Origin of the sequence: Jannaschia sp. Os4 (assembly GCF_016820245.1) — a bacterium.
Taxonomy (GTDB): Bacteria; Pseudomonadota; Alphaproteobacteria; order Rhodobacterales; family Rhodobacteraceae; genus Jannaschia.
Genome location: NZ_JAFCAR010000004.1, coordinates 447,513 through 471,394 on the forward strand (window position 1 = coordinate 447,513; position 23,882 = coordinate 471,394).

Consider the following 23,882-nt stretch of genomic DNA (forward strand, 5'->3'; position numbering starts at 1 on the left):
CGCCCGGGAGGCCGCAAGGGGCCGCGGGCCGTTGCGCGGAGGGTGCGCGGAGGCGAAGGAGGGGCATGAACCTGCAGCCCCTCCTCACCGAGATCGCCGACGCCATGGCCCGCGAGGGCGAGCGCGGCCGCGTCGCGACCTACATCCCCGAACTCGCGCGCGTCGACCCGGCCCGGTTCGGGATCGCCGCGGCGCTGCCGGACGGACGCATCCTGCGCGCGGGCGACGCGGACGTCCCCTTCTCCATCCAGTCGATCTCGAAGGTGTTCAGCCTTGCGCTGACCTTGGACCGCGTCGGCGAGGCCCTGTGGGAGCGCGTGGGCCGCGAGCCGTCGGGCGATCCGTTCAACTCGATCGTGCAGCTCGAGGCCGAGGCGGGCATCCCGCGCAACCCGTTCATCAACGCGGGCGCGCTGGCGGTGACGGACGCGCTGATGACCGCCGAGGCGGATCCCGTGGGCGCCGTCCTCGCCTCGGTCCGCCAAGCGGCGGGGGACGGGGCCATCGCGGTCGACGCGCAGGTGGCCGCGTCGGAGGCGGCGCATGGGGACCGCAACCTCGCGCTCGCCCACTTTATGGCGGCGCACGACCGGCTGTCGAACCCCGCGCCCGACGTCTGCACCGCCTACTTCCGCCACTGCGCCATCGCCATGTCCTGCGCGCAGCTCGCCCGCGCGGGCCTGCGCCTCGCCTCGCCCGGCAGCGGGATGGGATCGGCGCGGCGGCGGCGGCTCCTCGCCCTCATGCTGACCTGCGGGCACTACGACGCCTCGGGCGACTTCGCCTTCCGCGTCGGCCTGCCGGGCAAGAGCGGGGTGGGCGGCGGCATCCTCGCCATCGCGCCGGGGCGGGCCTCCGTGGCGGTCTGGTCGCCGGGCCTCAACGCCAATGGCAACTCCCATCTCGGCACGATGGCGATGGAGCGGCTCGCGCGGGCGACCGGATGGTCCGTGTTCGGGTGACTTGCGCGAATCGCACCGCGATCCCAGCGTCGGCGCACTGGAGAGGGGGCGACGGCAGAGGAAGACCATCCTTACCGCCGCCGCCATGTGCGCGTTCGTGGCTAGCACGGCGACCGCCGGCAACGTCGAACCCATCCTGATCGTCGAGGACACATCCTCGTCGGCCCGAGGGATCCTCGTCCCGATCATCGCCTTCGTGATGACCGTGGCGGTCGCCACCGCCGACCGACCGCACGGCCCTCGGCGTCGGGAGAGGCGCCCCGTGCCGTTCGGAGGTGCCGCATATCGCCCCGGTCTCGCCCCACTGGGGACCCGGCCCGCGCGCAGCCTCCGGATCGGACCACTCGACCGGAGGACCCGATGCGACCGACCCTCGCCCGCGCCGCGACCTGCCTCGCGCTGCTCGCGGCCCCCGCCGCGGCCGCGCCTGGCTTCGCCGCCGTGGACCGCGACGCGGACCACGCGATCGACTGGGCCGAGTTCGAGGCGGTCGGCGGGAGGCCGGACGCCTTCGCGCGCCTCGACGCGGACGGGGACGGGTTCGTGAGCCGGGCGGAGCTGCTCGTCTCGGCGGGCCGGGCGGCGCCAACGCCCCGGCAGATCGACATCGACGGGAACGGCATCCTCGCCGCGTGGGAGATGCGCCATCACTTCGGGCGCGCCTTCGACCGGGCGATGCGGGCGGGCGCGTGGTCGGGCCCGCGGCGCTACGGGCCCGCGCGGCCCGCGACGACCGTCGCGACGGGGGCGCCGCATGTCTGCGCGCCGCCCCTGCCCGACCGGACCGACCTGCTCGCCCGCACGGACCCGCCGGCGACGCGGCCGCGGCCCCGACCCGCGCGCACCTGACCCCGAAACGGGAAAGGCCCCCGAACCGGGGGCCTTCCATCGTCGCGTGCCGCCGCGATCAGTGCGCCGTGGCGCCTGCGGCCGCGGCCGCCGCCGCGGCGGCCGCCTGGGCCGCGGCCGCGGCATCCGCCGCCGCCTCGTCCCATTCGATCGACTCCGGCGAGCCGACCAGCGCGTGCTCCAGCACCTCCGACACGTGGGTGACGGGGACGATCTCCAGCCCCTCCTTCACGTTGTCCGGAATGTCCGCGAGGTCCTTCATGTTCTCCTCGGGGATCAGCACCTTGGTGATGCCGCCGCGCAGGGCCGCGAGCAGCTTCTCCTTGAGGCCGCCGATGGGCATCGCACGGCCGCGCAGCGACACCTCGCCCGTCATGGCGAGATCGCGTCGCACCGGCAGGCCCGTCAGGACCGACACGATGGACGTCACCATCGCGAGGCCCGCCGACGGCCCGTCCTTGGGCGTGGCCCCGTCCGGCACGTGGACGTGGATGTCCATGCGGTCGAACTTCGGCGGCTCCACCCCGATCTCGGGGGCGATGGAGCGCACGTAGGACGAGGCCGCGTCGATCGACTCCTTCATCACGTCGCCCAGCTTGCCGGTCGTCTTCATCCGGCCCTTGCCCGGCAGGCGCAGCGCCTCGATGTGCAGGAGGTCGCCGCCCACGGAGGTGTAGGCGAGGCCCGTCACCACGCCGATGGCGTCCGCGTCCTCGGCCAGCCCGTAGCGGTACTTCTTCACGCCGAGGAAGTCGTCGAGGTTCTCGGTCGTGACCGAGACCGTCTTCTCCTTCTTGCCGACGATCCGCGTCACGGCCTTGCGGGCCAGCTTGGCCAGCTCGCGCTCCATGTTCCGCACGCCCGCCTCGCGGGTGTAGGTGCGGACCATCTCGCGCAGGACGTCGTCCGAGACCTCGAACTCGCCCTTCCGCAGCCCGTGCGCCTTCACGACCTTCGGCAGCAGGTGCTGCTTGGCGATCTCGACCTTCTCGTCCTCGGTGTAGCCGGCGAGCGAGATGATCTCCATCCGGTCGAGCAGCGGGCCGGGCATGTTGTACGAGTTGGCCGTCGTCAGGAACATGACGTTGGACAGGTCGTACTCCACCTCGAGGTAGTGGTCGACGAACGTCCCGTTCTGCTCCGGGTCCAGCACCTCGAGCATCGCGGAGGCCGGGTCGCCCCGGAAATCCTGGCCCATCTTGTCGATCTCGTCGAGCAGGATCAGCGGGTTGGTCGTCTTGGCCTTCTTGAGCGCCTGGATGATCTTGCCCGGCATCGAGCCGATATAGGTCCGCCGGTGGCCCCGGATCTCGGACTCGTCGCGCACGCCGCCCAGCGAGATGCGGATGAACTCGCGCCCCGTGGCCTTGGCGACGGACTTGCCGAGGGAGGTCTTGCCCACGCCCGGCGGCCCCACGAGGCACAGGATCGGCCCCTTCAGCTTGGTCGAGCGCGCCTGCACGGCGAGGTACTCGACGATCCGCTCCTTCACCTTCTCCAGGCCGTAATGGTCCTTGTCGAGGATCGCCTCGGCCTTGCCGATGTCCTTCTTGACGCGGGACTTGGTGCCCCACGGGATCGACAGCATCCAGTCGAGGTAGTTGCGCACGACCGTGGCCTCGGCCGACATCGGCGACATGTTCTTGAGCTTCTTCAGCTCGCCCTCGGCCTTCTCGCGCGCCTCCTTGGACAGCTTCGTCTCGGCGACCCGCTGCTCCAGCTCGGCGACCTCGTTCTGGCCGTCCTCGCCGTCGCCCAGCTCCTTCTGGATCGCCTTCATCTGCTCGTTGAGGTAGTACTCGCGCTGCGTCCGCTCCATCTGGGACTTCACGCGCGACTTGATGCGCTTCTCGACCTGCAGGACGGACATCTCGCCCTGCATGGTGCCGAACACCTTCTCCAGACGCTCGGACACGACCAAGCTCTCCAGGAGCTCCTGCTTCTGGTTCACCTCGATGCCGAGGTGGCCCGCCACGAGATCCACCAGCTTGGCCGGGTCCTCGGCCTCGGCCACGGTGCCCAGCGCCTCCTCGGGGATGTTCTTCTTGACCTTGGCGTAGCGCTCGAACTCGTCGGCCACGGACGGCATCAGCGCCTTGATCGTCGCCTCGTCGCCGCGCTCCTCCTCCAAGGGCTCGGCGGAGGCCTCGAAGTAGCCCTCGGTGCCCGTGAACTCGGTGATCTTCACGCGGCGGCGCCCTTCGACGAGCACCTTCACGGTGCCGTCGGGCAGCTTGAGCAGCTGCAGCACGTTGGCCAGCACGCCGACGCGGTAGATGCCTTCGGCCTCGGGCTCGTCGACCGTGGGGTCGATCTGGGACGACAGCAGGATCTGCTTGTCGTCCTTCATCACCTCCTCCAGCGCGCGGACCGAGCGTTCGCGCCCGACGAAGAGCGGCACGATCATGTGGGGGAACACCACGATGTCGCGCAGGGGGAGGACCGGATGGGTCGTCGTCGTCATATGCATTCGTCCCTTCAGCGAAGGTGGCCCGGCCCCGGCAGCGGCAGCCCTCGGCCCCTTTCTGGTTCCGCATCGATGTGGGGGCCGGCGCGCCGCGATCAAGTTGCGGCGGCGGCCCCGCCTCGGGGGAACGGTGCCCGCCCCGACGGGCGGGTGCAAGCGGGGTCCGCGCGCTAGGAGGCGCGCTTGAGGTCCACGAGCCGCACCACCGGCGCGCCCGTCGCGGGCGCCTCCGTGACGATGGCGCCGACCGCCTCGTCGGGGGACCGGAGGTAGAGGTACATCGTCCACCGGCCGTCCGCGCCGTGCCCGTCCGCGCGCAGCCGGGGCATCGGCCCGCAGCCGCCGGGCAGCACGTTGGCCGTCGTGGCGAGGACCTCGCCGCCCGCCACCGCCTGCGGCCCGCGGGAGCCGAAGGGCCAGCCCGGACCGGCATGGGGCCTGAGGGCCGCGGTACCGAGCTCGCCCGAGAGGCGGAGGTCGCCCGACGCCGGATCGAGCCGCACCCGGCGCGTGCCGGCCGGCGGGTGCCGCACCGGGCCGGTCGCGGCCAGTTCCGTCGCGCGCCCGGCCCGCAGCGTCCAGTCGCCCCGCATGGTGGCCGCGAGGCCGCCCCGCGCCACGAGGCCGCAGAGCTTGCGGCGCGGCTCCACGTGGGTGCCGGTGATGTCGATCACCTTGGTGAGGCGCCCGCGCAGGTCCTCGGCCGCGGCCGGGGCCGCGAGGAGCGCGCAGAGCGCGAGCGTGAGGGGACGGAGCGCGCGCATGGCGGCCTCCTCGGGTCGATGTGTGCCTCGGCGGCCACCCGTCGTCCCGCAGGATCGCGAGCGGCTCGTTCGCCCACGGACTACCATGCGGCAGGGCCGGCGCCGGGCGGACCCTCGGTCAACGGCCGGGTCGCCGCGGCGGTCTGAGGCGGAACGAGCACGGCCCGCCCCGGTTCCGCCCCAATCCATGACGCGCGCGTCAGGGCGGCGGGATGTCGCCCGCGCCGAACTCCGCATCGAAATCCGACCGGAACGCCTCGAACGTCCCCGCCTCGATCGCGTCGCGCATCCCCTGCATCAGCTCTTGGTAGTAGTGCAGGTTGTGCCACGAGAGCAGCGTCATGGAGATCGCCTCCTTCGCCCGCACGACGTGGTGCAGGTAGGCCCGCGAATAGCCCGTGCAGCAGGGACACGCGCAGGCCTCGTCCAAGGGCCGCGGGTCGTCCCGGTGCCGCGCGTTGCGCAGGTTCACCCGCCCCCGCCGCGTCCACGCCTCGCCCGTCCGGCCCGAGCGCGTGGGCAGCACGCAGTCGAACATGTCGATCCCCCGCGCGACCCCGCCCACGAGGTCGTCGGGCTTGCCCACCCCCATCAGGTAGCGCGGCTTGTCCGCGGGCAGCTGCTCCGGCGCGAAGTCGAGGCAGCCGAACATCGCCTCCTGCCCCTCGCCCACCGCCAGCCCGCCCACCGCGTAGCCGTCGAAGCCGATGGCCGTCAGCGCCTCGGCGCTTTCCGCCCGCAACTCTTCATCCAGACCGCCCTGCTGGATGCCGAACAACGCGTGGCCCGGCCGGTCCCCGAACGCGTCGCGCGACCGCCGCGCCCAGCGCATCGAAAGGCGCATCGACCTCGCCACCCGCTCGCGGTCCGCCGGCAGCGCGGGGCACTCGTCGAAGCACATCACGATGTCCGACCCCAGCTTGCGCTGGATCTCCATCGACGTCTCCGGCGACAGGAAGTGCTTGGACCCGTCCACGTGGGAGCGGAACGTCACCCCCTCCTCGGTCAGCTTCCGCAGCTCCGACAGCGACATCACCTGATAGCCGCCCGAGTCGGTCAGGATCGGGCGGTCCCAGTTCATGAAGCGGTGCAATCCGCCCAGCCGCTCCATCCGGTCCGCCGTGGGCCGCAGCATCAGGTGGTAGGTGTTTCCCAGCAGGATGTCGGCCCCCGTCTCGCGCACCTGCCCCGGCAGCATCGCCTTGACGGTCGCCGCCGTGCCGACGGGCATGAAGGCGGGCGTGCGGATGTCGCCGCGCGTCGTCGCGAGCGTGCCGCGGCGGGCGCGCCCGTCGGTGACGTGGAGTGTGAAGGAGATGCCGGTGGCCATGGCCGCGCCCTAGCGGCGGGCGGGGGCGGGGAAAACCCCGGCACTGGACGCCACCGGCCGCATTCCCTACCTGTCCGGTCAGGAATGACCCGGAGGACCGGCCCATGCGCGACGAGACCGAGCCCATGGAAGGCGCGCCGCTGATCGCGCCCTCGACCACCGACCACCCCCTCCACGAGCCCGTGGTCGAGGCCTGCCGGTCCGTGTTCGACCCCGAGATCCCCGTGAACATCTACGACCTCGGGCTGGTCTACACGATCCGGATCGGGGCCGAGAACGACGTGAGCGTGGTGATGACGCTGACCGCGCCGGGCTGCCCCGTCGCGGGCGAGATGCCCGGCTGGGTCGCCGACGCGGTCTCCTCGGTGCCCGGCGTCAAGACGGTCGACGTCGACCTCACCTGGGAGCCGCCTTGGGGCATGGAGATGATGTCGGACGAGGCGCGGCTCGAACTGGGGTTCATGTAGGGAACCCTCCCCCACCCCCCGCGTTCGCCGGGCATGACATCGATCCGCACGCTCGCCGCACTCCTCCTCTGCGCGCTGATGGCGTTCGCGGCGCCCGCCTTCGCCCAGGAGGACCCCTTCTTCTCGATCGACGGCCTGAACGAGGGCCTCGCGGACCTTCCTGAGGACATCGACCGGCGGACGCCCCGCGCCACGATGCGCGCCTTCATACTCGCGACCGAGGCGGAGGACTGGGAGCGCGCCGCGCACCTGCTGGACCTGTCCGAGCTCCCGGTGGCCGACCAAGCGCGCGACGGGCCGATCCTCGCGCAGCAGCTCGCGTCGGTGATGGACCGCAAGGCCGTGCTGGACTGGTCCGCGCTGATCGAGCGCCCGGACGCGCTGCAGGTCCTCGGCGGTCGGACGCAGGTGCAGGCCGGCGAGCCGCGCCGCTCGCTGCTGCTGCGCGAGCTGAACCTCGACCCGGTCCCCGCGGCCCTGCGCCTCGAGCGCGTGAAGCCGGGCGAGGACGCGGACCCGCAGTGGGTCTTCTCCCGCGAGACCGTCGACGCGCTGCCCGACCTCTACCGGGAGTACGGCCCCGCCCCGTGGGAGGCGCGGATGCCCGAGTGGGTACGCGGCGACGCCTTCTGGGGCCTCATGTGGTGGGAGGTGCTGGCCCTCCCGCTGCTCGCGCTCGCGGCCTTCGTCCTCGGCGGGCTCGTCCTGCGGGCCGTGGACGCCTCCAGCCGCATCTCCGACCGTCCCATCGTCCAAGCCGCCGTGCGCGCGGTGCGGTGGCCCGCCGCGGTCGCCGCCGTGACGGCCTTCGTGGGGTGGATCGCGGGCAACGTGTTCGTCTTCTCGGGCCAGATCGACACGTGGCTCTCGCCGCTGCTCGCCATCGGCTACGTCACGGCCGTGCTGATGCTCGTGATCAACGTCAGCGAGGCGGTGCTCGACGGGATGATCTCGCCGGACGAGGACGTCGACCTCACGGACGCCGAGCGCGAGGAGGCCCGCTCCACCGCCACCAAGCTCAACGCGGCGAAGCGCATCCTGACCATCGTCGTGTTCCTGATCGGCGCGGGCGTGGTGCTCTCGACGGCGGACGTGTTCCGTGGCCTCGGCCTGTCGCTGCTGGCCTCCGCCGGCGCGCTGACCATCGTGCTGGGCTTCGCCGCGCGGGACGTGCTGGCGAACGTGATGGCCTCGCTCCAGATCGCGATGAACCAGTCCGCCCGGATCGGCGACCGCGTGAAGTGGAAGGACGAGCTCTGCTACGTCGAGCGCATCCACCTGACCTACGTGCTGCTGCGCGACTGGGACAACACGCGCGTGATCGTCCCCGTGCGGGAGTTCATCAGCGAGACGTTCATCAACTGGTCGGCGATCGAGCCGGCCATGCTGAAGATCCTCAAGTTCAAGGTCCGCCCCGACGCCGATCTCGACGAGCTGCGGTCCCGGTTCGAGACGGTGCTGCAGGACCTCGACGGCGACGAGAGCCTCGACGGCAAGCTGGGCGACCTCGACGAGGCGGCCATGAACGTCACCGGGCAGGACGTGTTCGGCGTGGACGTGTGGTTCTCGGTCCCGTGCGCCTCGCCCAACACGTCGTGGGACGTCGCCTGCGCCGCGCGCGAGCGCATCGTGAAGGAGGTGCAGGACATGGCCGAGCGGTCCGGCCGTCCCGTCTTCCCCGAGGCGGAGGCCGCGGAGGCTGCCTGACCCGGCGGAAACCAGCCGGTTTCACGAGACCGTCATCCTCCCGAGACGGGCCCGTCACCTCGCGCCGTAGCCTCCCCCGCACGCACCCGGAGGAGACACGATGCGCCATCTCACCCTCACGACCGCCCTCGCCGCCCTGCCCCTCGCCGCGCTCGCGGACGCCCACTCGACCGAGCCGCTGACCTACGGCCAGCGCCCCTTCGCGCTGATCGACGCGATGGACCCTTCCCCGCTCAAGGACGAGCTGATGGCCTGCCGCGGCCAGACGCCGGAGCGGACCAAGTTCTCCATCGGCCACCGGGGCGCGCCGCTCATGTTCCCCGAGCACACGGTCGAGTCGAACGTCGCCGCCGCCCGGATGGGCGCGGGCATCCTCGAATGCGACGTGACCTTCACGTCCGACAAGGAGCTGGTCTGCCGCCACGCGCAGAACGACCTGCATACGACCACCGACATCCTCGCCACCGACCTCGCGTCCACCTGCACCACGCCCTTCGCCCCCGCCGCGGGCGAGGAGCAGGCGACCGCCGAGTGCCGCACCTCCGAGATAACCTTGGCCGAGTTCCGCACGCTCACGCCGAAGATGGACGCGGCCGACGGCACGGCCACCGACGTGGCGGACTACCTCGGCGGCACGGCGGACTGGCGCACGGACCTCTACACCGGGCAGGCGACGTCGATGACCCATGCCGAGTCCATCGCGCTCTTCGACCGCCTCGGCGCCGACTTCACGCCGGAGTTGAAGACGCCCTCCGTGGAGATGCCCTTCGACGGCTTCTCCCAACAGGGCTACGCCCAAAAGCTCATCGACGAATACGTCGCCGCCGGCATCGAGCCGTCCCGCGTCTGGCCCCAGTCCTTCAACCTCAAGGACGTGACCTACTGGATCGAGAACACCGAATACGGCGACCAAGCGGTCTACCTGATGGACGAGTACGACATCGAGGGCTACTCGCCGACGGACCCGTCCACGTGGCCGCAGACGATGGACGAGTTGAATGCGATGGGGATCAACTGGATCGCCCCGCCGATGTGGATGCTGGTCACGACGGAGGGCGGCGCCATCGTGCCCTCCGCGCTCGCCAACGCCGCGAAGGAGGCCGACCTCGGCATCATCACGTGGACGCTGGAGCGCTCGGGCCCGCTGGCGGGCGGCGGCGGATGGTACTTCCAGTCGATCGCGGACGTCACCGACAACGACGGCGACACCTACGAGCTGCTGCACGTGCTCGCGCAGGACGTGGGCGTCGCGGGGGTGTTCTCCGACTGGCCGGCGACGGTCACCTACTACGCCAACTGCTTCGGCCTCTGAGGCCGAGGGGCGCGCGCCTCGGCGGGCGCGCGCGCCATGGCATCAGCCGAACCAGCGCCAGCGGCGGGCGCGGCGGTCCTGCTCGGCGAGCTTGGCGAACTGCTCGCGCTCGGCGCGGTAGCCGGTCTTCTCCTGCGGCTCGACGGTCTGGAGGCCGGGGATGACGAAGGCGGGGATCGAACGGGTGATGGACATGGGGCGTCTCCTTTCCGGACATCAGATGGCCTCCGCCGCCGCCGCCTTCATCCCGGCACAGCCGCAACGGGCCTTTCACCGGTGAAAGCTGGCCCCGCCCCCGCTTTCGCCATACCCGTCCTCCATGCGCCCCTCGTGGAACGACCTCGCCCTCTTCGCCGCCGTCGCCCGCACCGGCACCTTGGCCAAGGCCGCCGCCGCCACGGGGGCCTCGGTCCCCACCCTGTCGCGCCGGATGACGGCGCTGGAGGCGGGGCTGGGGCGCAAGCTCTTCCATCACGGGGCGCGGGGCTACCAGCTGACCGAGGCGGGTCGGGCGCTTCACGACCGGGCCCGCCGCATGGAGGACGCGGCGGCGGAGGTGGACGCGTGGGTCACGGCATCGGACGGTCCGGCCCGCGTCCGGATCACGGCGGGGACGTGGACGGCGCAGGCCCTCGCGAACGACATCGGACGATACTGGGACCGGGGCGACGCGTGGATCCCCGAGTTCGTCCACTGCGACCTCGACCTCGACATCGCGCGGCGCGAGGTCGACGTGGGCGTGCGCAACCGGCGGCCGGAGCAGCCTTGGCTGGCGGGGCGCCGCACCGCGCGGGTGCGCTATGCGGTCTATGGGCTGGACGGGGTCGAGGGCTGGATCGGCTCAACCTTCGACAGCGGGCAGACGCCGTCGGGGCGATGGATCTCCGAACGCCACGGCGACGCCATCGTCACCGCGACCAACGACCCCCGCTGGGCCTATGCCTTCGCCAAGGCCGGGGTGGGCAAGGTCGTCCTCCCGATGTTCGTGGGCGAGGGCTCCGACCTCCCCCGCCGCTCCGACCCGATCGCGGAACTCGAGCACGACGAATGGCTCGTCTCCCATCACGAGGCCCGGCACGAGCCGCCGATCCGCGCCGCGCTCGACGCGCTCGCGGGGTATCTCGAGGGGCGCCTCGAAGGGTAGGTCCATGCCGCGCTGCAGCGTAGATCGTATGTACAGGCGTATGTACGATGTATGCACGGTGTATGTACGGGCGCTGCACGCCCTTGAGCGGCCGCATCCGGGCGCCTAGATCGAAGGCGAAGGAGACGATCTATGTTCGGCATCCCTGGCCAAGCCCCCGTCACCGTGACCCCGGCGGCGGCCAAGCAGATCGCCAAGCTGATGGCGCGCGACGCGGCCTTCGGCTTGAAGATCGGCGTCAAGAAGGGCGGCTGCGCGGGGATGGAATACACGATGGAGTACGTCCCCTCGGCCGACGCCCACGACGAGGTGGTCGAGGTGGAGGGCGGCGCGCGCGTCGTGATCGCCCCGATGGCCCAGATGTTCCTCTTCGGGACCGAGATCGACTACGAGACCTCGCTCCTCGAATCCGGGTTCAAGTTCCGCAACCCGAACGTGACCGAGGCCTGCGGCTGCGGCGAGTCGATCAAGTTCGACGACGCGCTCTCCGCGCCCGCCGCCCAGCCCGGGGCCGACGCGGGCCTCGCGGTCCTGCCGCCCAAGCTGTAGGGCTGCGGGCAGGAGGACCTGCCCCGATGACCCGAACGACCCCGCGCAAGCTCGCCGCCGGAAACTGGAAGATGAACGGCTCGATGGCCGCGCTCGACGAGGCGCGCGCCGTGGCCGCCGCCGTGCCGGACGGCATCGACGCCCTGCTCTGCCCGCCCGCGACGCTGATCGGCCCGATGGCCGCCGCCGTGGAAGGGACGGCGCTGTCGGTCGGCGGGCAGGCCTGTCACGCCGCCGCCTCGGGCGCGCATACCGGCGACCTCTCGGCGGAAATGCTGGGCGAGGCGGGCGCGCGCTACGTGCTGTGCGGCCATTCCGAGCGGCGGACCGATCACGAGGAGACGGACGACATGGTGCGCGACCATGTCGCCGCGACGTGGCGCGCGGGGCTCGTGGCCGTGCTCTGCATCGGCGAGACGCTGGCGCAGCGCGATGCCGGCCACACCCTCGCGGTTCTGGGCGAGCAGCTCGTCGGCTCGCTGCCCGAGGGCGCGACGCCAGACAACCTCGTCATCGCGTACGAGCCGGTCTGGGCCATCGGGACGGGCCGCGTGGCCGAGCCCGCGCAGGTGGCGGAGGTCCACGACGACCTGCGCGCCCGGCTGGGCGACATCTTCGGCGACGCGGGCGCGGGGTTCGCCCTGCTCTACGGCGGCTCGGTGAAGGCCTCGAACGCCCCCGACCTCTTCGCGCTGGCGAACGTGGACGGCGCGCTGGTGGGCGGCGCGTCGCTGAAGGCGACGGACTTCGTGCCGATCATGGAGGCGCTGGCCGCGTCCTGACCGGGCGGCGCGCGGACGGGGTCGGCCCCGTCCGCGCGCCTGCCGCGGCTCAGCGCACGATCACCTCGGGCCCCATCACCAGCGTCGGGAGCCAGAGCGAGATCGCCGGCACGTAGGTCACGAGGATCAGGAACACGAACAGCACCGCGAGGAAGGGCAGCGCGGCCTTGACCACGCGCATCATCGACATGCCCGCCACGCCGGAGGTGACGAAGAGGTTCAGGCCCACGGGCGGGGTGATCATCCCGATCTCCATGTTCACCACCATGATGATGCCGAGATGGATCGGGTCGATCCCGAGCTCGATGGCGATGGGGAACACGAGCGGGGCCACGATGACGAGCAGCCCGCTCGGCTCCATGAACTGGCCGCCGATCAGCAGGATGACGTTCACCACGATCAGGAAGGTGATCGGCCCCAGCCCCGCGCCCAGCATCGCCGCGGCGATGTTCTGCGGGATCTGCTCGTCGGTGAGGACGTGCTTCAGGATCAGGGCGTTGGCGATGATGAACATCAGCATGATGGTCAGCTTGCCCGCCTCCAGCAGCGTGTGCTTCGTGTCGCGGTGGACGAAGGCCGTGAGCAGCGCCCACGGGGCCTGCAGCAGGGACTTCGGCGTCCCCTCGACCGGACCGGCCACCGCCGCGCCCACCGACTGGGCGGGCCGGGCCGCGAGCGGGCCGATGTCGCGGTAGACGAACATCGCCACCACGAAGGCGTAGACGGAGGCCACGGCGGCGGCCTCGGTGGGCGTGAAGATCGCGCCGGTGACGCCGGGGACGCCGTAGATGCCGACCATGATGACGGCGATCAGGGTGAGGCCCCAGAACGCCTCGCGGAACGCGGCCCAGATCTCGCCCCAGCCGGCGAAGTCGCCCTTGGGCATGTCCTTGATCGTGGCGATCACCCAGATCGTCACCATCAGGAAGAAGCCCGCGAGGAGGCCGGGGATCACCCCGGCGAGGAACATGCGCCCCACCGAGACGTCCGTGGCGGACGCGTAGACGACCATCACGATCGACGGGGGGATCAGGATGCCAAGCGTCCCCGCGTTGCAGATGACGCCCGCCGCGAAGTCCTTGGTGTAGCCCGCCTGCTTCATCGCCGCGATGACGATGGTGCCGATGGCGACCACGGTGGCGGGGCTGGAACCCGACAGCGCGGCGAACATCATGCAGGCGAACACGCCGGCGATGGCCAGCCCGCCCCGCAGGTGGCCCACGCAGGCGATGGAGAAGCGGATGATCCGCCGCGCCACGCCGCCCGTCGACATGAAGGACGAGGCGAGGATGAAGAACGGGATCGCGAGCAGCGTGTAGTGGCCCGCCATCGCCTGGTAGTAGCTCTGCGCGATGCTCGCGAGCGACGTGTCCGAGAACGCCAGCAGGAAGACGATGGACGAGAAGCCAAGCGCCACGGCGATGGGGACGCCGAGGAGCAGGAGGCCGATGATCATCGTGAACAGGAGGACGACGTCCATGGGTCAGCTCCGGGTGCGGTCGGTCAGGGGCGGCGGGGCGCCCTCGAACAGCGAGGTGGCGGTCTCGGCGCGCTCGGCCTCGCGGTTGGCGGTGGCGGCCTCCTCGACGGCGTCCTCCGCCTCGTGGGAGACGATGAGGCTCGACCGGGTGCCGCGGACGATGGCGGTGACGGCCTGCCCGATGCGGAACAGCATGAGGCCCACGCCGAAGGGCAGCATCGCGTAGGGCAGCGCCCGGGGCAGCTTCTCGAACGGGTCGTCCTCAGGGACGAGGAGCCATGCCTCGAGGGGGCCGCGCAGGAATTCGGGGAAGGGCACCTGATCCGTGGGCGTGTAGCCTTGGAAGTGCCACGGCTTCATCTCGCGGAAGCCGGTCGGGACCACCCGGCCCTCGAACGGGGCGAAGTTGCCGAACGGTGCCCAGAAGTCCCAAGCCCCCTTCAGCAGCAGCAGGCCGTAGGCGACCGTGACGGCGCCCGCCACGAGCGCGCAGACGCGCGCGGCGCGGGAGGGCAGCGCGTTCGTCAGCGCGTCGACGCCGAGATGCGCGGTGATCTTGAACCCGTAGGCCACGCCGAAGATCACGAGCCACGCGAAGAGGATCAGGACGACCTCGAGCCCCCAAAGGAGCGAGGAGTTGAAGCCGTAGCGCATCACGACGTTGGCGAAGGTCACGAGGACCATGCCGCCGAGGAAGAGCGCGATGGCCGTCTCCTCGATCTCGTTGACGATGCGCGAGAGCCGTCCCTTCGGCTCCCAGCGGGTCGCGGCGCTCATGGTCGTCCTCCCCCCCAGACGATGAAGGCCCGCCCCGGAGGGCGGGCCAGGCGCGATCAGTTGGTCGCGTTGTAGGACTGGGCCGCGTCGATCACGTCCTGCCCGATGTCGCCGGCGAACTGCTCCCAGACGGGCGCCATCGCGTCGACCCACGCCTGCCGCTGCTCGGCGGTCAGTTCGCGGATGACGCCGCCGTTGTCGAGGATCGACTGGCGCGCCTCCTGGTTCACGGCCTCGGATTCGGCGTTCCGGGTCTCGGTGACCTCGCCGAGGATCGTCATGAACTGCTCGCGCACCTCGGGGTCGAGGCTGTCGAGGAAGTCCACCGAGGCCACGACGAGGTAGTCGATGATGCCGTGGTTGGTCTCGGAGATGCCGTCCTGCACCTCGAAGAACTTCTGGCCCCAGATGTTGGACCACGTGTTCTCCTGCCCGTCGACGACGCCGGTCTGCAGCGCGCCGTAGACCTCCGAGAAGGCCATCGGCTGCGGAGAGGCGCCCATCGCCTCCATCTGCGCGATCAGCACGTCGGAGGCCTGCACGCGGAACTTGAGGCCGTTGGCGTCCGTCGGCACCTCGAGCGGCACGTTGGCGGACATCTGCTTCATGCCGTTGTGCCAGAACGCGAGGCCCTGCAGGCCGCGGCGCTGCATGGAGTCGAGCAGCGCGGCCCCGTCCTCGGAGTTCTGGAAGCGGTCCACCGCGGCGATGTCGTCGAACATGAAGGGCAGGTCGAAGACCTGGAACGCCTTGGTGAAGTTCTCGAACTTCGACAGCGAGGGCGCGGCCAGCTGGACGTCGCCCTGCAGCATCGCCTCCAGCACCTGGTCGTCGTTGTAGAGCGACGACTGCGGGAAGACCTCCATGCACATGGTGCCGTCCATCTCGCTGTTCACGCGCTCGGCGAGGAGCGACGCGGCGAGGCCCTTGGGGTGGCGGTCGGAGTTGGTGACGTGGCTGAACTTCACGACGATCTCGCCGTCGGAGCATTCGGCGAAGGCGGCGGTGGTGCCGGTCACGGCGATGATCGCCGCGACTGCGGCGGTGGTGAACGTCTTCATTCTATTCCTCCCATTGGCGCACGGTCCTCCCCGCGCGCCGGTGAACGTTGGCTAACGGCTGCCACGCCCGCCACAAGGACGAAAGGTGGAACACGTGTTTACAATACCTTGGGCAGCGACCTTCACGTGGCTTCGGTGCGCCGTCCCACTTCCCGCACGCCCGGACGGGGCGGTTGTGCGGAATCCCGCACACTCACACGCCCCGGTAGTCCTCCGCCCGCAGCCCGTGGCGCGCGAGCTTGTCGTAGAAGGTCTTCCGCGGCAGGTCCAAGTCGCGCGCCGCCTCCGTCGCGTGGCCGCCATGCCGGGTCAGCGCCTCCACGAGGATCGAGCGCTCCACGGCCCGCATCCGCTCGGCGAGGCCGCCGCTCGACGGCGCGGCCTCCTCCTCCATGCCCATCGCGAAGCGCATCGCGTGGTTCATCAGGGCCCGCGCGTTGCCCGGCCAGTCGCGCGCCATCAGGCGGGCCCGCATGTCGGGCGGCACCTCCGGCACGGCGAGGTCCGCCTGCTCGCAGGACTGGGCGAGGTAGCGCGAGAACAGGACCGGTATGTCCTCGGGCCGCTCCCGGAGCGAGGGGATGCGGACGCGCAGGCCCTCCAGCCGGTAGAACAGCTCCGCCTCCAGAGGACCGAGCAGCGCGTCCGGCGCCTCGTTGGTGGCGGCGAGGAGGCGCGGCTCGTCGAGGTCGGCCAGCAGGAACTGCGCGTCGCGGGGCAGCGCCTCGATCCGGTCGAGGTAGAGCGAGCCCCCCTCGGCCGTGGCCAAGGCGTCCGACAGGCGCGCGGCGTCGAGGCCGGGCGCGGCCCGCTTGACGAAGGGGCCGCCCGCGCGGGGCGACAGCAGGTGGATCACCTCCGCCACCTTCGGGGTGCCGGTCCCCGGCTCGCCGTGGATCAGGACGGGTCCCGCGCCCCGCGCCACCGCCCGCGCGCGGTCGCGCAGGGCGGCGGCCTGCGGCGAGATGCCGAACAGGATGCGCGCCGCCGCGTCGCCGCCTTCCAGCGACCTCTGGGCGGCCCGCTGCGCCAAGGCGGAGCGGCGGACGCCCAGCGCGCGGCGCACCGTCTCGACGAGGGCGTCGGGGTCGGCGGGCTTCTCCATGAAGGCGAAGGCCCCCTCCGACAGGCCGCGCACGGCCGAGGGCACGTCCCCCTCGCCCGTCAGGAGGATCACGGGCAGGTCGGGGTCGACGCCCCGCGCGTGCGACAGGAGGTGGAACCCGTCCCGGCCCGGCATCCGCACGTCCGACAGGATCACGCCGGGGAAGTCGCGCACGATGCGGTCCTTGGCGGCGACGAAGCTGGAGGCGGCGAGCACGGCGAGGTCCGCGAGGTCGAGCGTCTGGGCCAAGGCCTCGCGGACGCTGGCGTCGTCCTCGACGAGGAGCACGTCCGGCGTCATTCGGCCGCCAGCCCGCCGGTCGCCGCGACGACCGGGCGGAGGGTCATCTCGAACACCGCGCCATGCGTCCCGTTGCGCGCGGCGAGCGTGCCGCCGAAGCCCTCGACGATCCCGTAGGAGAGCGACAGGCCGAGGCCGAGCCCCGCGCCCACCTCCTTCGTGGTGTAGAACGGGTCGAACACGCGGTCGGGCTCGGCGAGGCCGGGGCCGGTGTCGGCGACCGTCAGCGTGGGCGGGTCCGCCTCAAGGGCGAGGGTCAGCGTCCCCTGCCCCCCCATCGCGTCCGCCGCGTTGCCGATCAGGTTGGCCAGCACCTGCCCCAGCCGCACCTCGCCCCCCATCGCCATCACCGGCGCGTCGGGGGCGATCACCACCGTCTCCAGCCCCGCGCGGCGCGGGGCGGTGACGTCGAGCGCGTCGTCGAGCACCGCGCGCAGGTCCGTGGGCGCGGCGGGATGCGGATCGGCGCGGGCGAAGGCGCGCAGGTTCGCGATGATGCGCCCCGCGCGGCGGGCGAGGTCGTCGATCTTGGCGAGGTTGTCGGCCGCCGCCTCCGTGCGCCCGCGCTCGAGGAAGGTCGCCCCGTTCCGGGCGAAGGACCGGATCGCCATGAGGGGCTGGTTCAGCTCGTGGGAGATACCCGCCGACATCCGGCCCAGCGCGCCCAGCTTGGTCGCCTGCACGAGGTCCGCCTGCGTCCGGGTGAGCGCGGCCTCGGCCTCGCGCCGCTCTTGGATCTCGGCGGTGAGCGCCTCGGTCCGGGCCGCGACGCGGGCCTCCAAGGTGGCGTTGGCGCGGGCCAGCGTCCGGCGCCGCTCCCAGAGGAACAGCAGCGCCGCGCCCAGCACGAGCAGCGCGGCGGCGACTATGCCGGCGCGGGCGAAGGCCAGCGCGCGGGCGGGGGCGGCGTCGGCGTAGAGGTCCGCCACGAGGCCCAGCACCGGCACGTCGCGGGCCACGTGCAGCGCGTCGCGCGGGACGTAGCGCCCCCCCTCGATGCGGCGCAGGTCGTGGCCGAGTTCCGGCGTCAGGACCTGCGCGGGCGGGCCGTTCAGGAGTTCCGTGCGGCTGGAGGCGACGACGCGCCCGTAGGGGGTGGCGAAGGTGAAGGCGTGGGGCTCGGCCCGCCAGTCCGCCTCGATCCGCCCGAGGTCGCGCACCACGACGATGGCCCCCGCCACGCGCCCGTCCGGGCCGAAGACAGGCGCCCCGTGGGTGTAGGCGCGCCCCACGTCGGGGCCGCCGCCCAGCGCGCCCTGCATGGCGCGGGCGAACCACGGCGCGCCCGCGATGGAGCCCGCGCGCCCCGTGGCGGAGGCGCGGATCGCGCCGTCGGTGTCCACGAGGAGGATGTCGGCGGAGCGGGTCCGATCGGCCGTGCGGCGCAGCAGGGCCTGCGCGGGAACGGCCGGTCCGCCGTCGAGCCGGTCGCGGACGCGCGCCGCGTCGGCGAGCAGGACGGCCACGTCGCGAGAGCGCTGCAGTTCCAGCACGAGCCGCTCGACCGCGAGGTCGAGGTCCGCGCGCCCGCCGGCGGCGGCGGCGTCGAGCGCGTCGCGCAGCTCCGAGCGGTGCACGCCCCACGCCACGGCGGCGACCGTGGCGAGGTACGCGAGGATGAGGGCGGCGCGGCGCATGAGCAAGGTATGCGGGGCGCGGGCGCCCGACCGCAACCTTGACCGCAAGGTCTCAGGCGGCGACGGGACCGGCATGGAGCGCTTCGACCAGGACCCGACCGACCCCGCCTTCGTCGCCGACCCCTACCCGTTCTACGACCGCCTGCGCGCGAGCGGCCCCTTGGCGTGGTGGGATGCCTACGCGATGCCCGTCGCGGCGGGCCATGCCGAGGTCTCGGCGCTGCTGCGCGACCGGCGGCTGGGGCGCGAGGATCCGTCCCCCCCGGCGCGGCCCGCGCATCAAGCGGGGTTCTGGGCCGTCGAGGACCATTCCATGCTCGAGCTGGAGCCGCCACGCCACACCCGCCTGCGGGCGCAGGTGCTGCGCGCCTTCACCTCGCGGCGGGTAGCGGCGCTGGGGCCGGAGATCGCGGCCTTGGCCGAGGAGCTGGTCGCGGCGTTCCCCGCAGGGCCGTTCGACCTGCTCGACGCCTTCGCGCGGCCCCTGCCCGTCCGGGTCATCGCCCGCCTCCTCGGCGTGCCCGAGGCAGACGCGCCGTCGCTGCTGTCGTGGTCCAACGCGATGGTCGGCATGTACCAAGCGGGCCGGACCCGCGCGATGGAGGAGGCGGCCGCGCGCGCGGCGTCGGAGTTCTCGGCCTATCTCGGGGACGTCCTGCGGACGCGGGCGACCGCCCCGCGCGACGACCTGATCTCGGCGCTCCTCGCCGTCGAGGCCGAGGGCACCCTGTCGCGCCCGGAGGTGGTCGCGACCTGCATCCTGCTACTCAACGCGGGCCACGAGGCGACGGTCCACACGCTCGGCAACGGGGTCGCGGGGCTCTGCGCCGCCGGCCTCTGGGGCGCGGAGATCACGCCCGCGCTGGTGGAGGAGGTGCTCCGCCACGACCCGCCGCTGCACCTCTTCACCCGCTACGCGACCGAGGAGGTGGAGTTGTTCGGCCACCGCCTCGCGCGGGGCGACCAAGTGGGCCTGCTGCTGGGTGCCGCGAACCGCGACCCGGCGGCCTACGCCGATCCCGCCCGGTTCGACCCCGCCCGGTTCCCCGATGCCGCGACCTCCACCAGCTTCGGGGCGGGGCTGCACTTCTGCCTCGGCGCGCCGCTCGCGCGGCTGGAGCTATTGGAGGGCTTGCGCGTGCTCGCGGCCCGCTGCCCCGGCCTGCGCGTGGCCGAGGAGCCGCGCTACGCCCCGATCTACCACTTCCACGGTCTGGAGCGCCTGGTCGTGGCGGCCTGACGGTCGCCCCGCCGGGGGCACCGCCCCCGGACCGCCGAGGTATTTCCGCCAAGATGAGGGAGAGGGCGGATCGCCGGATGTCGCCCTTCGATTCGAGATGGCGATGCGGTGCGGACCAGCCGACGCGAGCGAAACCGCCCATCCGACGCGCATATGTACGGAGGGTGCATGGGGGGTGGGCGGGGGGCGCCCCGCTGCGGACGCTGCTCCGTGCCGCATCGACTGGAGCGCGCTCGGGGTCGCGCTAGTGGAAGTCCCGACTCTTGGGGATCACCCGCACGTCGCGCGGATGGCGGCGCGCGTTGTCCAGCGGATGCACGTCGCGCGGCGGCGGGACCCCCGCCTGCCCCGTGCCCCGCGCGGGCTTCGGGCCGCGCGGGGCGGCCGTCGGCAGGTGGTCCACCTGATGCGGGATCGGGTTGGTGGGATGGTCGCCGCGCGTTGTGATCGCCGGCAGGTCCGCCTCCGACAGCCGCTCCAAGGCGTCCGAGCGGTTCTCCAGATGGTCCACGACGACGTGGATCACCCGCCCGTCGGTCTGCACCCGCCCCCGCACCGACATCAGGCGCGACGCCATGATCGGGCCGCGGAACCGGGCGAAGGCGTCCTTCCAGACCACGAGGTTGATGACCCCCGTCTCGTCCTCCAGCGTGATGAAGCAGACGCCCTTGGCCGAGCCCGGCTTCTGCCGCACGAGGACCAGTCCCGCGACCCGGACGCGGGCCCCGTGGCCCCCGCCCTTGGACGCGTCCCACAGCGCCTCGGCGGGGGTGTAGCCCTGCGCGGCCAAGGACTTGCGGAAGAAGGCCATGGGGTGCGCGCGCAGGGACAGGCGCGTGGTCTGGTAGTCGGCGACCACCTCCTCGGGGGCGGGCATGGCGGGCAGCGCGACGGGGGCGTCCGGCCCCGCCGCGTCCGCCCCGGCGGCGTCGAAGGCGGGCGCCGCCGCGCCGCCCTGATGGCCCATCACGTCCCACATCCCCTGCCGCCGTCCGCCCGACAGCGCGCCCAGCGCGTCGGCCTCGGCCAAGAGCCGCATGTCCCGCCGGTCCAGCCGCGCCCGCCGCCGCAGGTCGGCCACGTCCGCGAAGGGCCGATCGGCGCGGGCCGCCTCGATCCGCCGCGCCGCTCCCTCGCGGAACCCGTCGATCTGGCGCAGGCCCATCCGCAGCGCGAGCCCCGCGTCGGCGCGGGGGGCGAAGGCCTCCGCCGGGCGGGCCGCAAATCCCTTCGGAGGGATCTGCCCATTTCCCTCGGAGGAAATGGGGCCCCGCTCCAGCGCGTTGTCCCAGCCCGACACCGCCACGTCCGGGCCGTGCACCGCGACCCCGTTCTCCCGCGCGTCGCGCACGATCTGCGCGGGGGCGTAAAAGCCCATCGGCTGGGAGTTGAGCAGCGCGCAGGCGAAGACCGCCGGGTGGTGCCACTTCAGCCATGAGGACACGTAGACCAGCTTGGCGAAGCTGGCCGCGTGGCTCTCGGGGAAGCCGTACTCCCCGAACCCCTCGATCTGGGAGAAGCAGCGCGCGGCGAACTCCGGGTCGTAGCCGCGCGCGACCATCCGCTCGACCATGCGGGCCTTGTGGTCCGAGACCAGCCCCCGGGAACGGAAGGTCGCCATCGCCTTGCGCAGGGCGTTGGCCTCCGGCCCCGAGAACTCGGCGGCGACCATGGCGATCTTCATCGCCTGCTCTTGGAAGATCGGCACGCCCAGCGTGCGCCCGAGGATCTTCTCCAGCTCCTTCGGGTCGTGCTCGGGGCCGGGGCGCGGGTAGTCGATCACCGCGTCCGGGTCCGCCTGCCGCAACTGGCGGTTCTTCAGGTAGGGGTGGACCATGTCGCCTTGGATCGGGCCGGGGCGCACGATCGCCACCTCGACCACGAGGTCGTAGAAGGTGCGGGGCCTGAGCTTGGGCAGCATCGCCATCTGCGCCCGGCTCTCGACTTGGAACACGCCGAGCGACTCGCCCCGGCAGAGCATGTCGTAGGTCGCCGGGTCCTCGGTCGGGACGGTGGCGAGGTCGTAGGCGGTCCCGTGGTGGCGCTCGATCATCTCGAAGCTCTTCTGGACGCAGGACAGCATCCCCAGCGCCAGCACGTCGAGCTTGTAGATGCCGAGCGCCTCGACGTCGTCCTTGTCCCATTCGATGAAGGAGCGGTCGGGCATGGCCCCGTTGCCGATGGGGACCGTCTCGGTCAGGGGCGTGTCCGTCAGGACGAAGCCGCCCACGTGCTGGCTGAGGTGGCGGGGCATCCCGATCATCTCGCGCGCCAAGGTCAGGACCCGGCGCAGATGCGGGTCCGACAGGTCCAGCCCCGCCTCCCGGACGCGGTCGTCGCCGACGCCGCTCTCGAAGTGGCCCCAGACGGTCGAGGCCAGCTTGGAGGTCACGTCCTCTGTGAGGCCCATGGCCTTGCCCACCTCGCGGATGGCCGAGCGGGGGCGATAGTGGATCACGGTGGCCACCAGCCCGGCGCGGTGGCGCCCGTACTTGCCGTAGATGTGCTGGATCACCTCCTCGCGGCGCTCGTGTTCGAAGTCGATGTCGATGTCGGGCGGCTCGTCGCGCTCCTCGGACAGGAACCGCTCGAAGAGGACGTCGTGCTCGTCAGGATCGACGCTGGTGATCCCGAGACAGAAGCACACCGCCGAGTTGGCCGCCGAGCCGCGCCCTTGGCACAGGATCGGCGGCGAGACCTGCTCGCGCGCCCAGCGGACGATGTCGTGGATCGTCAGGAAGTAGGCGGCGATCCCCTTGGTGCGGATCAGGCCGAACTCCTTGTAGATCGTCTTGGTGACGTGCTTGGGCACGCCCTGCGGGTAGCGCCACGCCGCCCCTTCCCACGTCAGGGCTTCCAGATGCTCCTGCGGGGTGCGGCCCTCGGGCACGACCTCGGCGAGGTATTCGTATCTCAGGTCCGTCAGGCGGAAGGCGATGCGGTCGGCGAGGTCGCGCGTGGCCGCCACCGCATGGGGCCATTCGGCGAAGAGGCGGACCATCTCCTCCGGGCGCTTGAGGTGACGCTCGCCGTTGGGCTCCAGGAGCGAGCCGGCGGACTGCACCGTCACGCCCTCGCGGATGCAGGTCATCACGTCCTGCAGCGGACGCCGCTCCGGCGCGTGGTAGAGCACGTCATTCGTCGCGATCAGCGTCAGGCCCCGCGTCCGCGCCACGTGGTCCAGCCGGTTGATCCGCGCCCGGTCGTCGCCCCGGTAGCGCAGCGTGGCGGCGAGATGGGTGAACGGCAGGCCGTCGAGCATCGGCTCGAGCGTATCGAGGTCGGCGGGCGGCAGCGCGATCAGGTGCAGCCCCTCCGCATGGTCGCGGAGCATGGCACGGGTGACCTGCGTGACGTCCTTTCCCTGCCACTCACCCTCGGGCGTGGTCATCTTGCCCTTCGACAGCAGCGCCGAGAGCCGCCCGTAGGCCGCGCGGTCCTGCGGGTAGGCCAGCATCTCCGTCCCGTCCGTCAGGACGAGGCGGCAGCCGATCAGCGCGTCGACCTCCGCCGTGCGCCCCTCGGACCACATGCGGACCACGCCCGCGAGCGTGTTGCGGTCGGCGATGCCGATCCGGTCGTAGCCCAGCGCGCTCGCCTGCACGACGAGGTCGAGGGGCTCCGAGGCGGCGCGCAGGAAGGAGAAGGCGGAGGATGTGCCGAACTCGACGTAAGGGGACGGCGGGTTGCGCCGGAAGCCCTGCCCCGGCGCGAGGGTGCGCTTCTCGGGTCCGTCGTTCAGCGGCATGGGCGGCCCCGCGGGGATTCGCGGGCCTCCACGCGTCGGGCTCGTGCCGGGACGGCGGGGGGACGGGGCACGATTCGGAGCGAGGGACGGCGGTCCGCCAAGCAGCGGGCGCGGAGACCCGCAGAAATATCAGTGCTTTCCGCCCCGACGCTCATCCTACCCGAGTCCCCCGCCATCGCATTTGTCCACAAGAGAGCATTT

General features: G+C 72.1%; 19 protein-coding genes. 9 read left to right on the forward strand and 10 right to left on the reverse strand.

Going from position 1 to position 23,882, the window contains the following annotated elements; all coding sequences use genetic code 11:
* Positions 1–65 precede the first annotated feature (65 nt).
* Both JQC91_RS11160 and JQC91_RS11165 read left to right on the forward strand, forming a co-directional pair.
* Positions 66–962 carry a glutaminase gene (locus JQC91_RS11160; RefSeq protein WP_203286891.1) on the forward strand — a complete coding sequence of 299 codons (897 nt, stop codon included), beginning with the start codon at positions 66–68 and terminating at the stop codon, positions 960–962.
* Between the two features lie 360 nt (positions 963–1,322).
* Positions 1,323–1,811, forward strand: coding sequence for an EF-hand domain-containing protein (locus tag JQC91_RS11165; protein ID WP_203286892.1), 489 nt, complete (start codon positions 1,323–1,325; stop codon positions 1,809–1,811).
* Between the two features lie 58 nt (positions 1,812–1,869).
* On the opposite strand, the gene lon is transcribed toward JQC91_RS11165, so the two are convergent.
* From lon to tgt, 3 genes are all read right to left on the reverse strand, one after another.
* Entirely contained in the window at positions 1,870–4,275 is a 2,406-nt protein-coding gene (lon, locus tag JQC91_RS11170) for an endopeptidase La (RefSeq protein ID WP_203286893.1), read from the reverse strand.
* A 173-nt stretch (positions 4,276–4,448) separates the two neighbouring features.
* The gene (locus JQC91_RS11175; protein WP_203286894.1) at positions 4,449–5,042 is read right to left on the reverse strand and encodes a hypothetical protein; all 594 of its coding nucleotides are present in this window, start codon (positions 5,040–5,042) and stop codon (positions 4,449–4,451) included.
* Between the two features lie 199 nt (positions 5,043–5,241).
* Positions 5,242–6,372: a tRNA guanosine(34) transglycosylase Tgt gene (tgt, locus tag JQC91_RS11180; RefSeq protein ID WP_203286895.1), complete on the reverse strand. Its 1,131-nt coding sequence runs from the start codon at positions 6,370–6,372 to the stop codon at positions 5,242–5,244.
* Positions 6,373–6,476: 104 nt separating this feature from the next.
* Here tgt and JQC91_RS11185 point away from each other — a divergent pair, with 104 nt between their 5' ends.
* From JQC91_RS11185 to JQC91_RS11195, 3 genes are all read left to right on the forward strand, one after another.
* Positions 6,477–6,839 carry an SUF system Fe-S cluster assembly protein gene (locus JQC91_RS11185; protein ID WP_203286896.1) on the forward strand — a complete coding sequence of 121 codons (363 nt, stop codon included), beginning with the start codon at positions 6,477–6,479 and terminating at the stop codon, positions 6,837–6,839.
* 33 nt (positions 6,840–6,872) lie between these two features.
* Positions 6,873–8,546: a mechanosensitive ion channel domain-containing protein gene (locus JQC91_RS11190; protein WP_203286897.1), complete on the forward strand. Its 1,674-nt coding sequence runs from the start codon at positions 6,873–6,875 to the stop codon at positions 8,544–8,546.
* A 100-nt stretch (positions 8,547–8,646) separates the two neighbouring features.
* Entirely contained in the window at positions 8,647–9,858 is a 1,212-nt protein-coding gene (locus tag JQC91_RS11195; protein WP_203286898.1) for a glycerophosphodiester phosphodiesterase family protein, read from the forward strand.
* A 42-nt stretch (positions 9,859–9,900) separates the two neighbouring features.
* Here JQC91_RS11195 and JQC91_RS11200 read toward each other — a convergent pair whose 3' ends face one another.
* Entirely contained in the window at positions 9,901–10,053 is a 153-nt protein-coding gene (locus JQC91_RS11200; protein ID WP_203286899.1) for a hypothetical protein, read from the reverse strand.
* A 124-nt stretch (positions 10,054–10,177) separates the two neighbouring features.
* Here JQC91_RS11200 and JQC91_RS11205 point away from each other — a divergent pair, with 124 nt between their 5' ends.
* The 3 genes from JQC91_RS11205 (at position 10,178) to tpiA (ending at position 12,333) form a co-directional block, all read left to right on the forward strand.
* Entirely contained in the window at positions 10,178–11,002 is an 825-nt protein-coding gene (locus JQC91_RS11205) for a LysR family transcriptional regulator (protein ID WP_203286900.1), read from the forward strand.
* A gap of 132 nt (positions 11,003–11,134) precedes the next feature.
* Positions 11,135–11,551, forward strand: a complete 417-nt coding sequence (locus JQC91_RS11210; RefSeq protein ID WP_203286901.1) for an iron-sulfur cluster assembly accessory protein — start codon at positions 11,135–11,137, stop codon at positions 11,549–11,551.
* A 26-nt stretch (positions 11,552–11,577) separates the two neighbouring features.
* Complete coding sequence (tpiA, locus tag JQC91_RS11215) at positions 11,578–12,333, forward strand: triose-phosphate isomerase (protein ID WP_203286902.1); 756 nt, start codon at positions 11,578–11,580, stop codon at positions 12,331–12,333.
* A 49-nt stretch (positions 12,334–12,382) separates the two neighbouring features.
* Here the strand turns inward: tpiA and JQC91_RS11220 are convergent, their stop codons facing one another.
* The 5 genes from JQC91_RS11220 to JQC91_RS11240 form a co-directional block, all read right to left on the reverse strand.
* On the reverse strand, positions 12,383–13,813 hold the full coding sequence (locus JQC91_RS11220; RefSeq protein ID WP_203286903.1) for a TRAP transporter large permease: 1,431 nt from the start codon (positions 13,811–13,813) through the stop codon (positions 12,383–12,385).
* Between the two features lie 3 nt (positions 13,814–13,816).
* Positions 13,817–14,590 (reverse strand): TRAP transporter small permease, encoded by a 774-nt coding sequence (locus JQC91_RS11225; protein WP_203286904.1) that lies wholly within the window; start codon positions 14,588–14,590, stop codon positions 13,817–13,819.
* 56 nt (positions 14,591–14,646) lie between these two features.
* A complete protein-coding gene (locus JQC91_RS11230) occupies positions 14,647–15,651 on the reverse strand; it encodes a DctP family TRAP transporter solute-binding subunit (RefSeq protein ID WP_203286905.1) in 1,005 nt (334 codons plus the stop codon).
* A 193-nt stretch (positions 15,652–15,844) separates the two neighbouring features.
* On the reverse strand, positions 15,845–17,056 hold the full coding sequence (locus JQC91_RS11235; protein WP_203286906.1) for a response regulator: 1,212 nt from the start codon (positions 17,054–17,056) through the stop codon (positions 15,845–15,847).
* Positions 17,053–18,693, reverse strand: coding sequence for an ATP-binding protein (locus JQC91_RS11240; RefSeq protein ID WP_203286907.1), 1,641 nt, complete (start codon positions 18,691–18,693; stop codon positions 17,053–17,055). Before JQC91_RS11240 ends, JQC91_RS11235 begins: the two co-directional genes overlap by 4 nt.
* Before the next feature lie 73 nt (positions 18,694–18,766).
* Here JQC91_RS11240 and JQC91_RS11245 point away from each other — a divergent pair, with 73 nt between their 5' ends.
* The gene (locus tag JQC91_RS11245; protein ID WP_203286908.1) at positions 18,767–19,933 is read left to right on the forward strand and encodes a cytochrome P450; all 1,167 of its coding nucleotides are present in this window, start codon (positions 18,767–18,769) and stop codon (positions 19,931–19,933) included.
* A 244-nt stretch (positions 19,934–20,177) separates the two neighbouring features.
* On the opposite strand, the gene JQC91_RS11250 is transcribed toward JQC91_RS11245, so the two are convergent.
* Positions 20,178–23,681, reverse strand: a complete 3,504-nt coding sequence (locus tag JQC91_RS11250) for an error-prone DNA polymerase (RefSeq protein WP_203286909.1) — start codon at positions 23,679–23,681, stop codon at positions 20,178–20,180.
* Positions 23,682–23,882: the final 201 nt, after the last annotated feature.

What these genes read in the sequence shown, in the direction of transcription:
- JQC91_RS11190 (WP_203286897.1), top strand. Translation starts at nt 6,873, where the DNA reads ATGACATCGATCCGCACGCTCGCCGCACTCCTCCTCTGCGCGCTGATG.
- JQC91_RS11175 (WP_203286894.1), bottom strand. Translation starts at nt 5,042, where the DNA reads ATGCGCGCGCTCCGTCCCCTCACGCTCGCGCTCTGCGCGCTCCTCGCG.
- tgt (WP_203286895.1), bottom strand. Translation starts at nt 6,372, where the DNA reads ATGGCCACCGGCATCTCCTTCACACTCCACGTCACCGACGGGCGCGCC.
- JQC91_RS11225 (WP_203286904.1), bottom strand. Translation starts at nt 14,590, where the DNA reads ATGAGCGCCGCGACCCGCTGGGAGCCGAAGGGACGGCTCTCGCGCATC.
- JQC91_RS11205 (WP_203286900.1), top strand. Translation starts at nt 10,178, where the DNA reads ATGCGCCCCTCGTGGAACGACCTCGCCCTCTTCGCCGCCGTCGCCCGC.
- lon (WP_203286893.1), bottom strand. Translation starts at nt 4,275, where the DNA reads ATGACGACGACGACCCATCCGGTCCTCCCCCTGCGCGACATCGTGGTG.
- JQC91_RS11165 (WP_203286892.1), top strand. Translation starts at nt 1,323, where the DNA reads ATGCGACCGACCCTCGCCCGCGCCGCGACCTGCCTCGCGCTGCTCGCG.
- JQC91_RS11195 (WP_203286898.1), top strand. Translation starts at nt 8,647, where the DNA reads ATGCGCCATCTCACCCTCACGACCGCCCTCGCCGCCCTGCCCCTCGCC.
- JQC91_RS11250 (WP_203286909.1), bottom strand. Translation starts at nt 23,681, where the DNA reads ATGCCGCTGAACGACGGACCCGAGAAGCGCACCCTCGCGCCGGGGCAG.
- JQC91_RS11235 (WP_203286906.1), bottom strand. Translation starts at nt 17,056, where the DNA reads ATGACGCCGGACGTGCTCCTCGTCGAGGACGACGCCAGCGTCCGCGAG.
- JQC91_RS11240 (WP_203286907.1), bottom strand. Translation starts at nt 18,693, where the DNA reads ATGCGCCGCGCCGCCCTCATCCTCGCGTACCTCGCCACGGTCGCCGCC.
- JQC91_RS11200 (WP_203286899.1), bottom strand. Translation starts at nt 10,053, where the DNA reads ATGTCCATCACCCGTTCGATCCCCGCCTTCGTCATCCCCGGCCTCCAG.
- JQC91_RS11245 (WP_203286908.1), top strand. Translation starts at nt 18,767, where the DNA reads ATGGAGCGCTTCGACCAGGACCCGACCGACCCCGCCTTCGTCGCCGAC.
- tpiA (WP_203286902.1), top strand. Translation starts at nt 11,578, where the DNA reads ATGACCCGAACGACCCCGCGCAAGCTCGCCGCCGGAAACTGGAAGATG.
- JQC91_RS11185 (WP_203286896.1), top strand. Translation starts at nt 6,477, where the DNA reads ATGCGCGACGAGACCGAGCCCATGGAAGGCGCGCCGCTGATCGCGCCC.
- JQC91_RS11230 (WP_203286905.1), bottom strand. Translation starts at nt 15,651, where the DNA reads ATGAAGACGTTCACCACCGCCGCAGTCGCGGCGATCATCGCCGTGACC.
- JQC91_RS11220 (WP_203286903.1), bottom strand. Translation starts at nt 13,813, where the DNA reads ATGGACGTCGTCCTCCTGTTCACGATGATCATCGGCCTCCTGCTCCTC.
- JQC91_RS11210 (WP_203286901.1), top strand. Translation starts at nt 11,135, where the DNA reads ATGTTCGGCATCCCTGGCCAAGCCCCCGTCACCGTGACCCCGGCGGCG.
- JQC91_RS11160 (WP_203286891.1), top strand. Translation starts at nt 66, where the DNA reads ATGAACCTGCAGCCCCTCCTCACCGAGATCGCCGACGCCATGGCCCGC.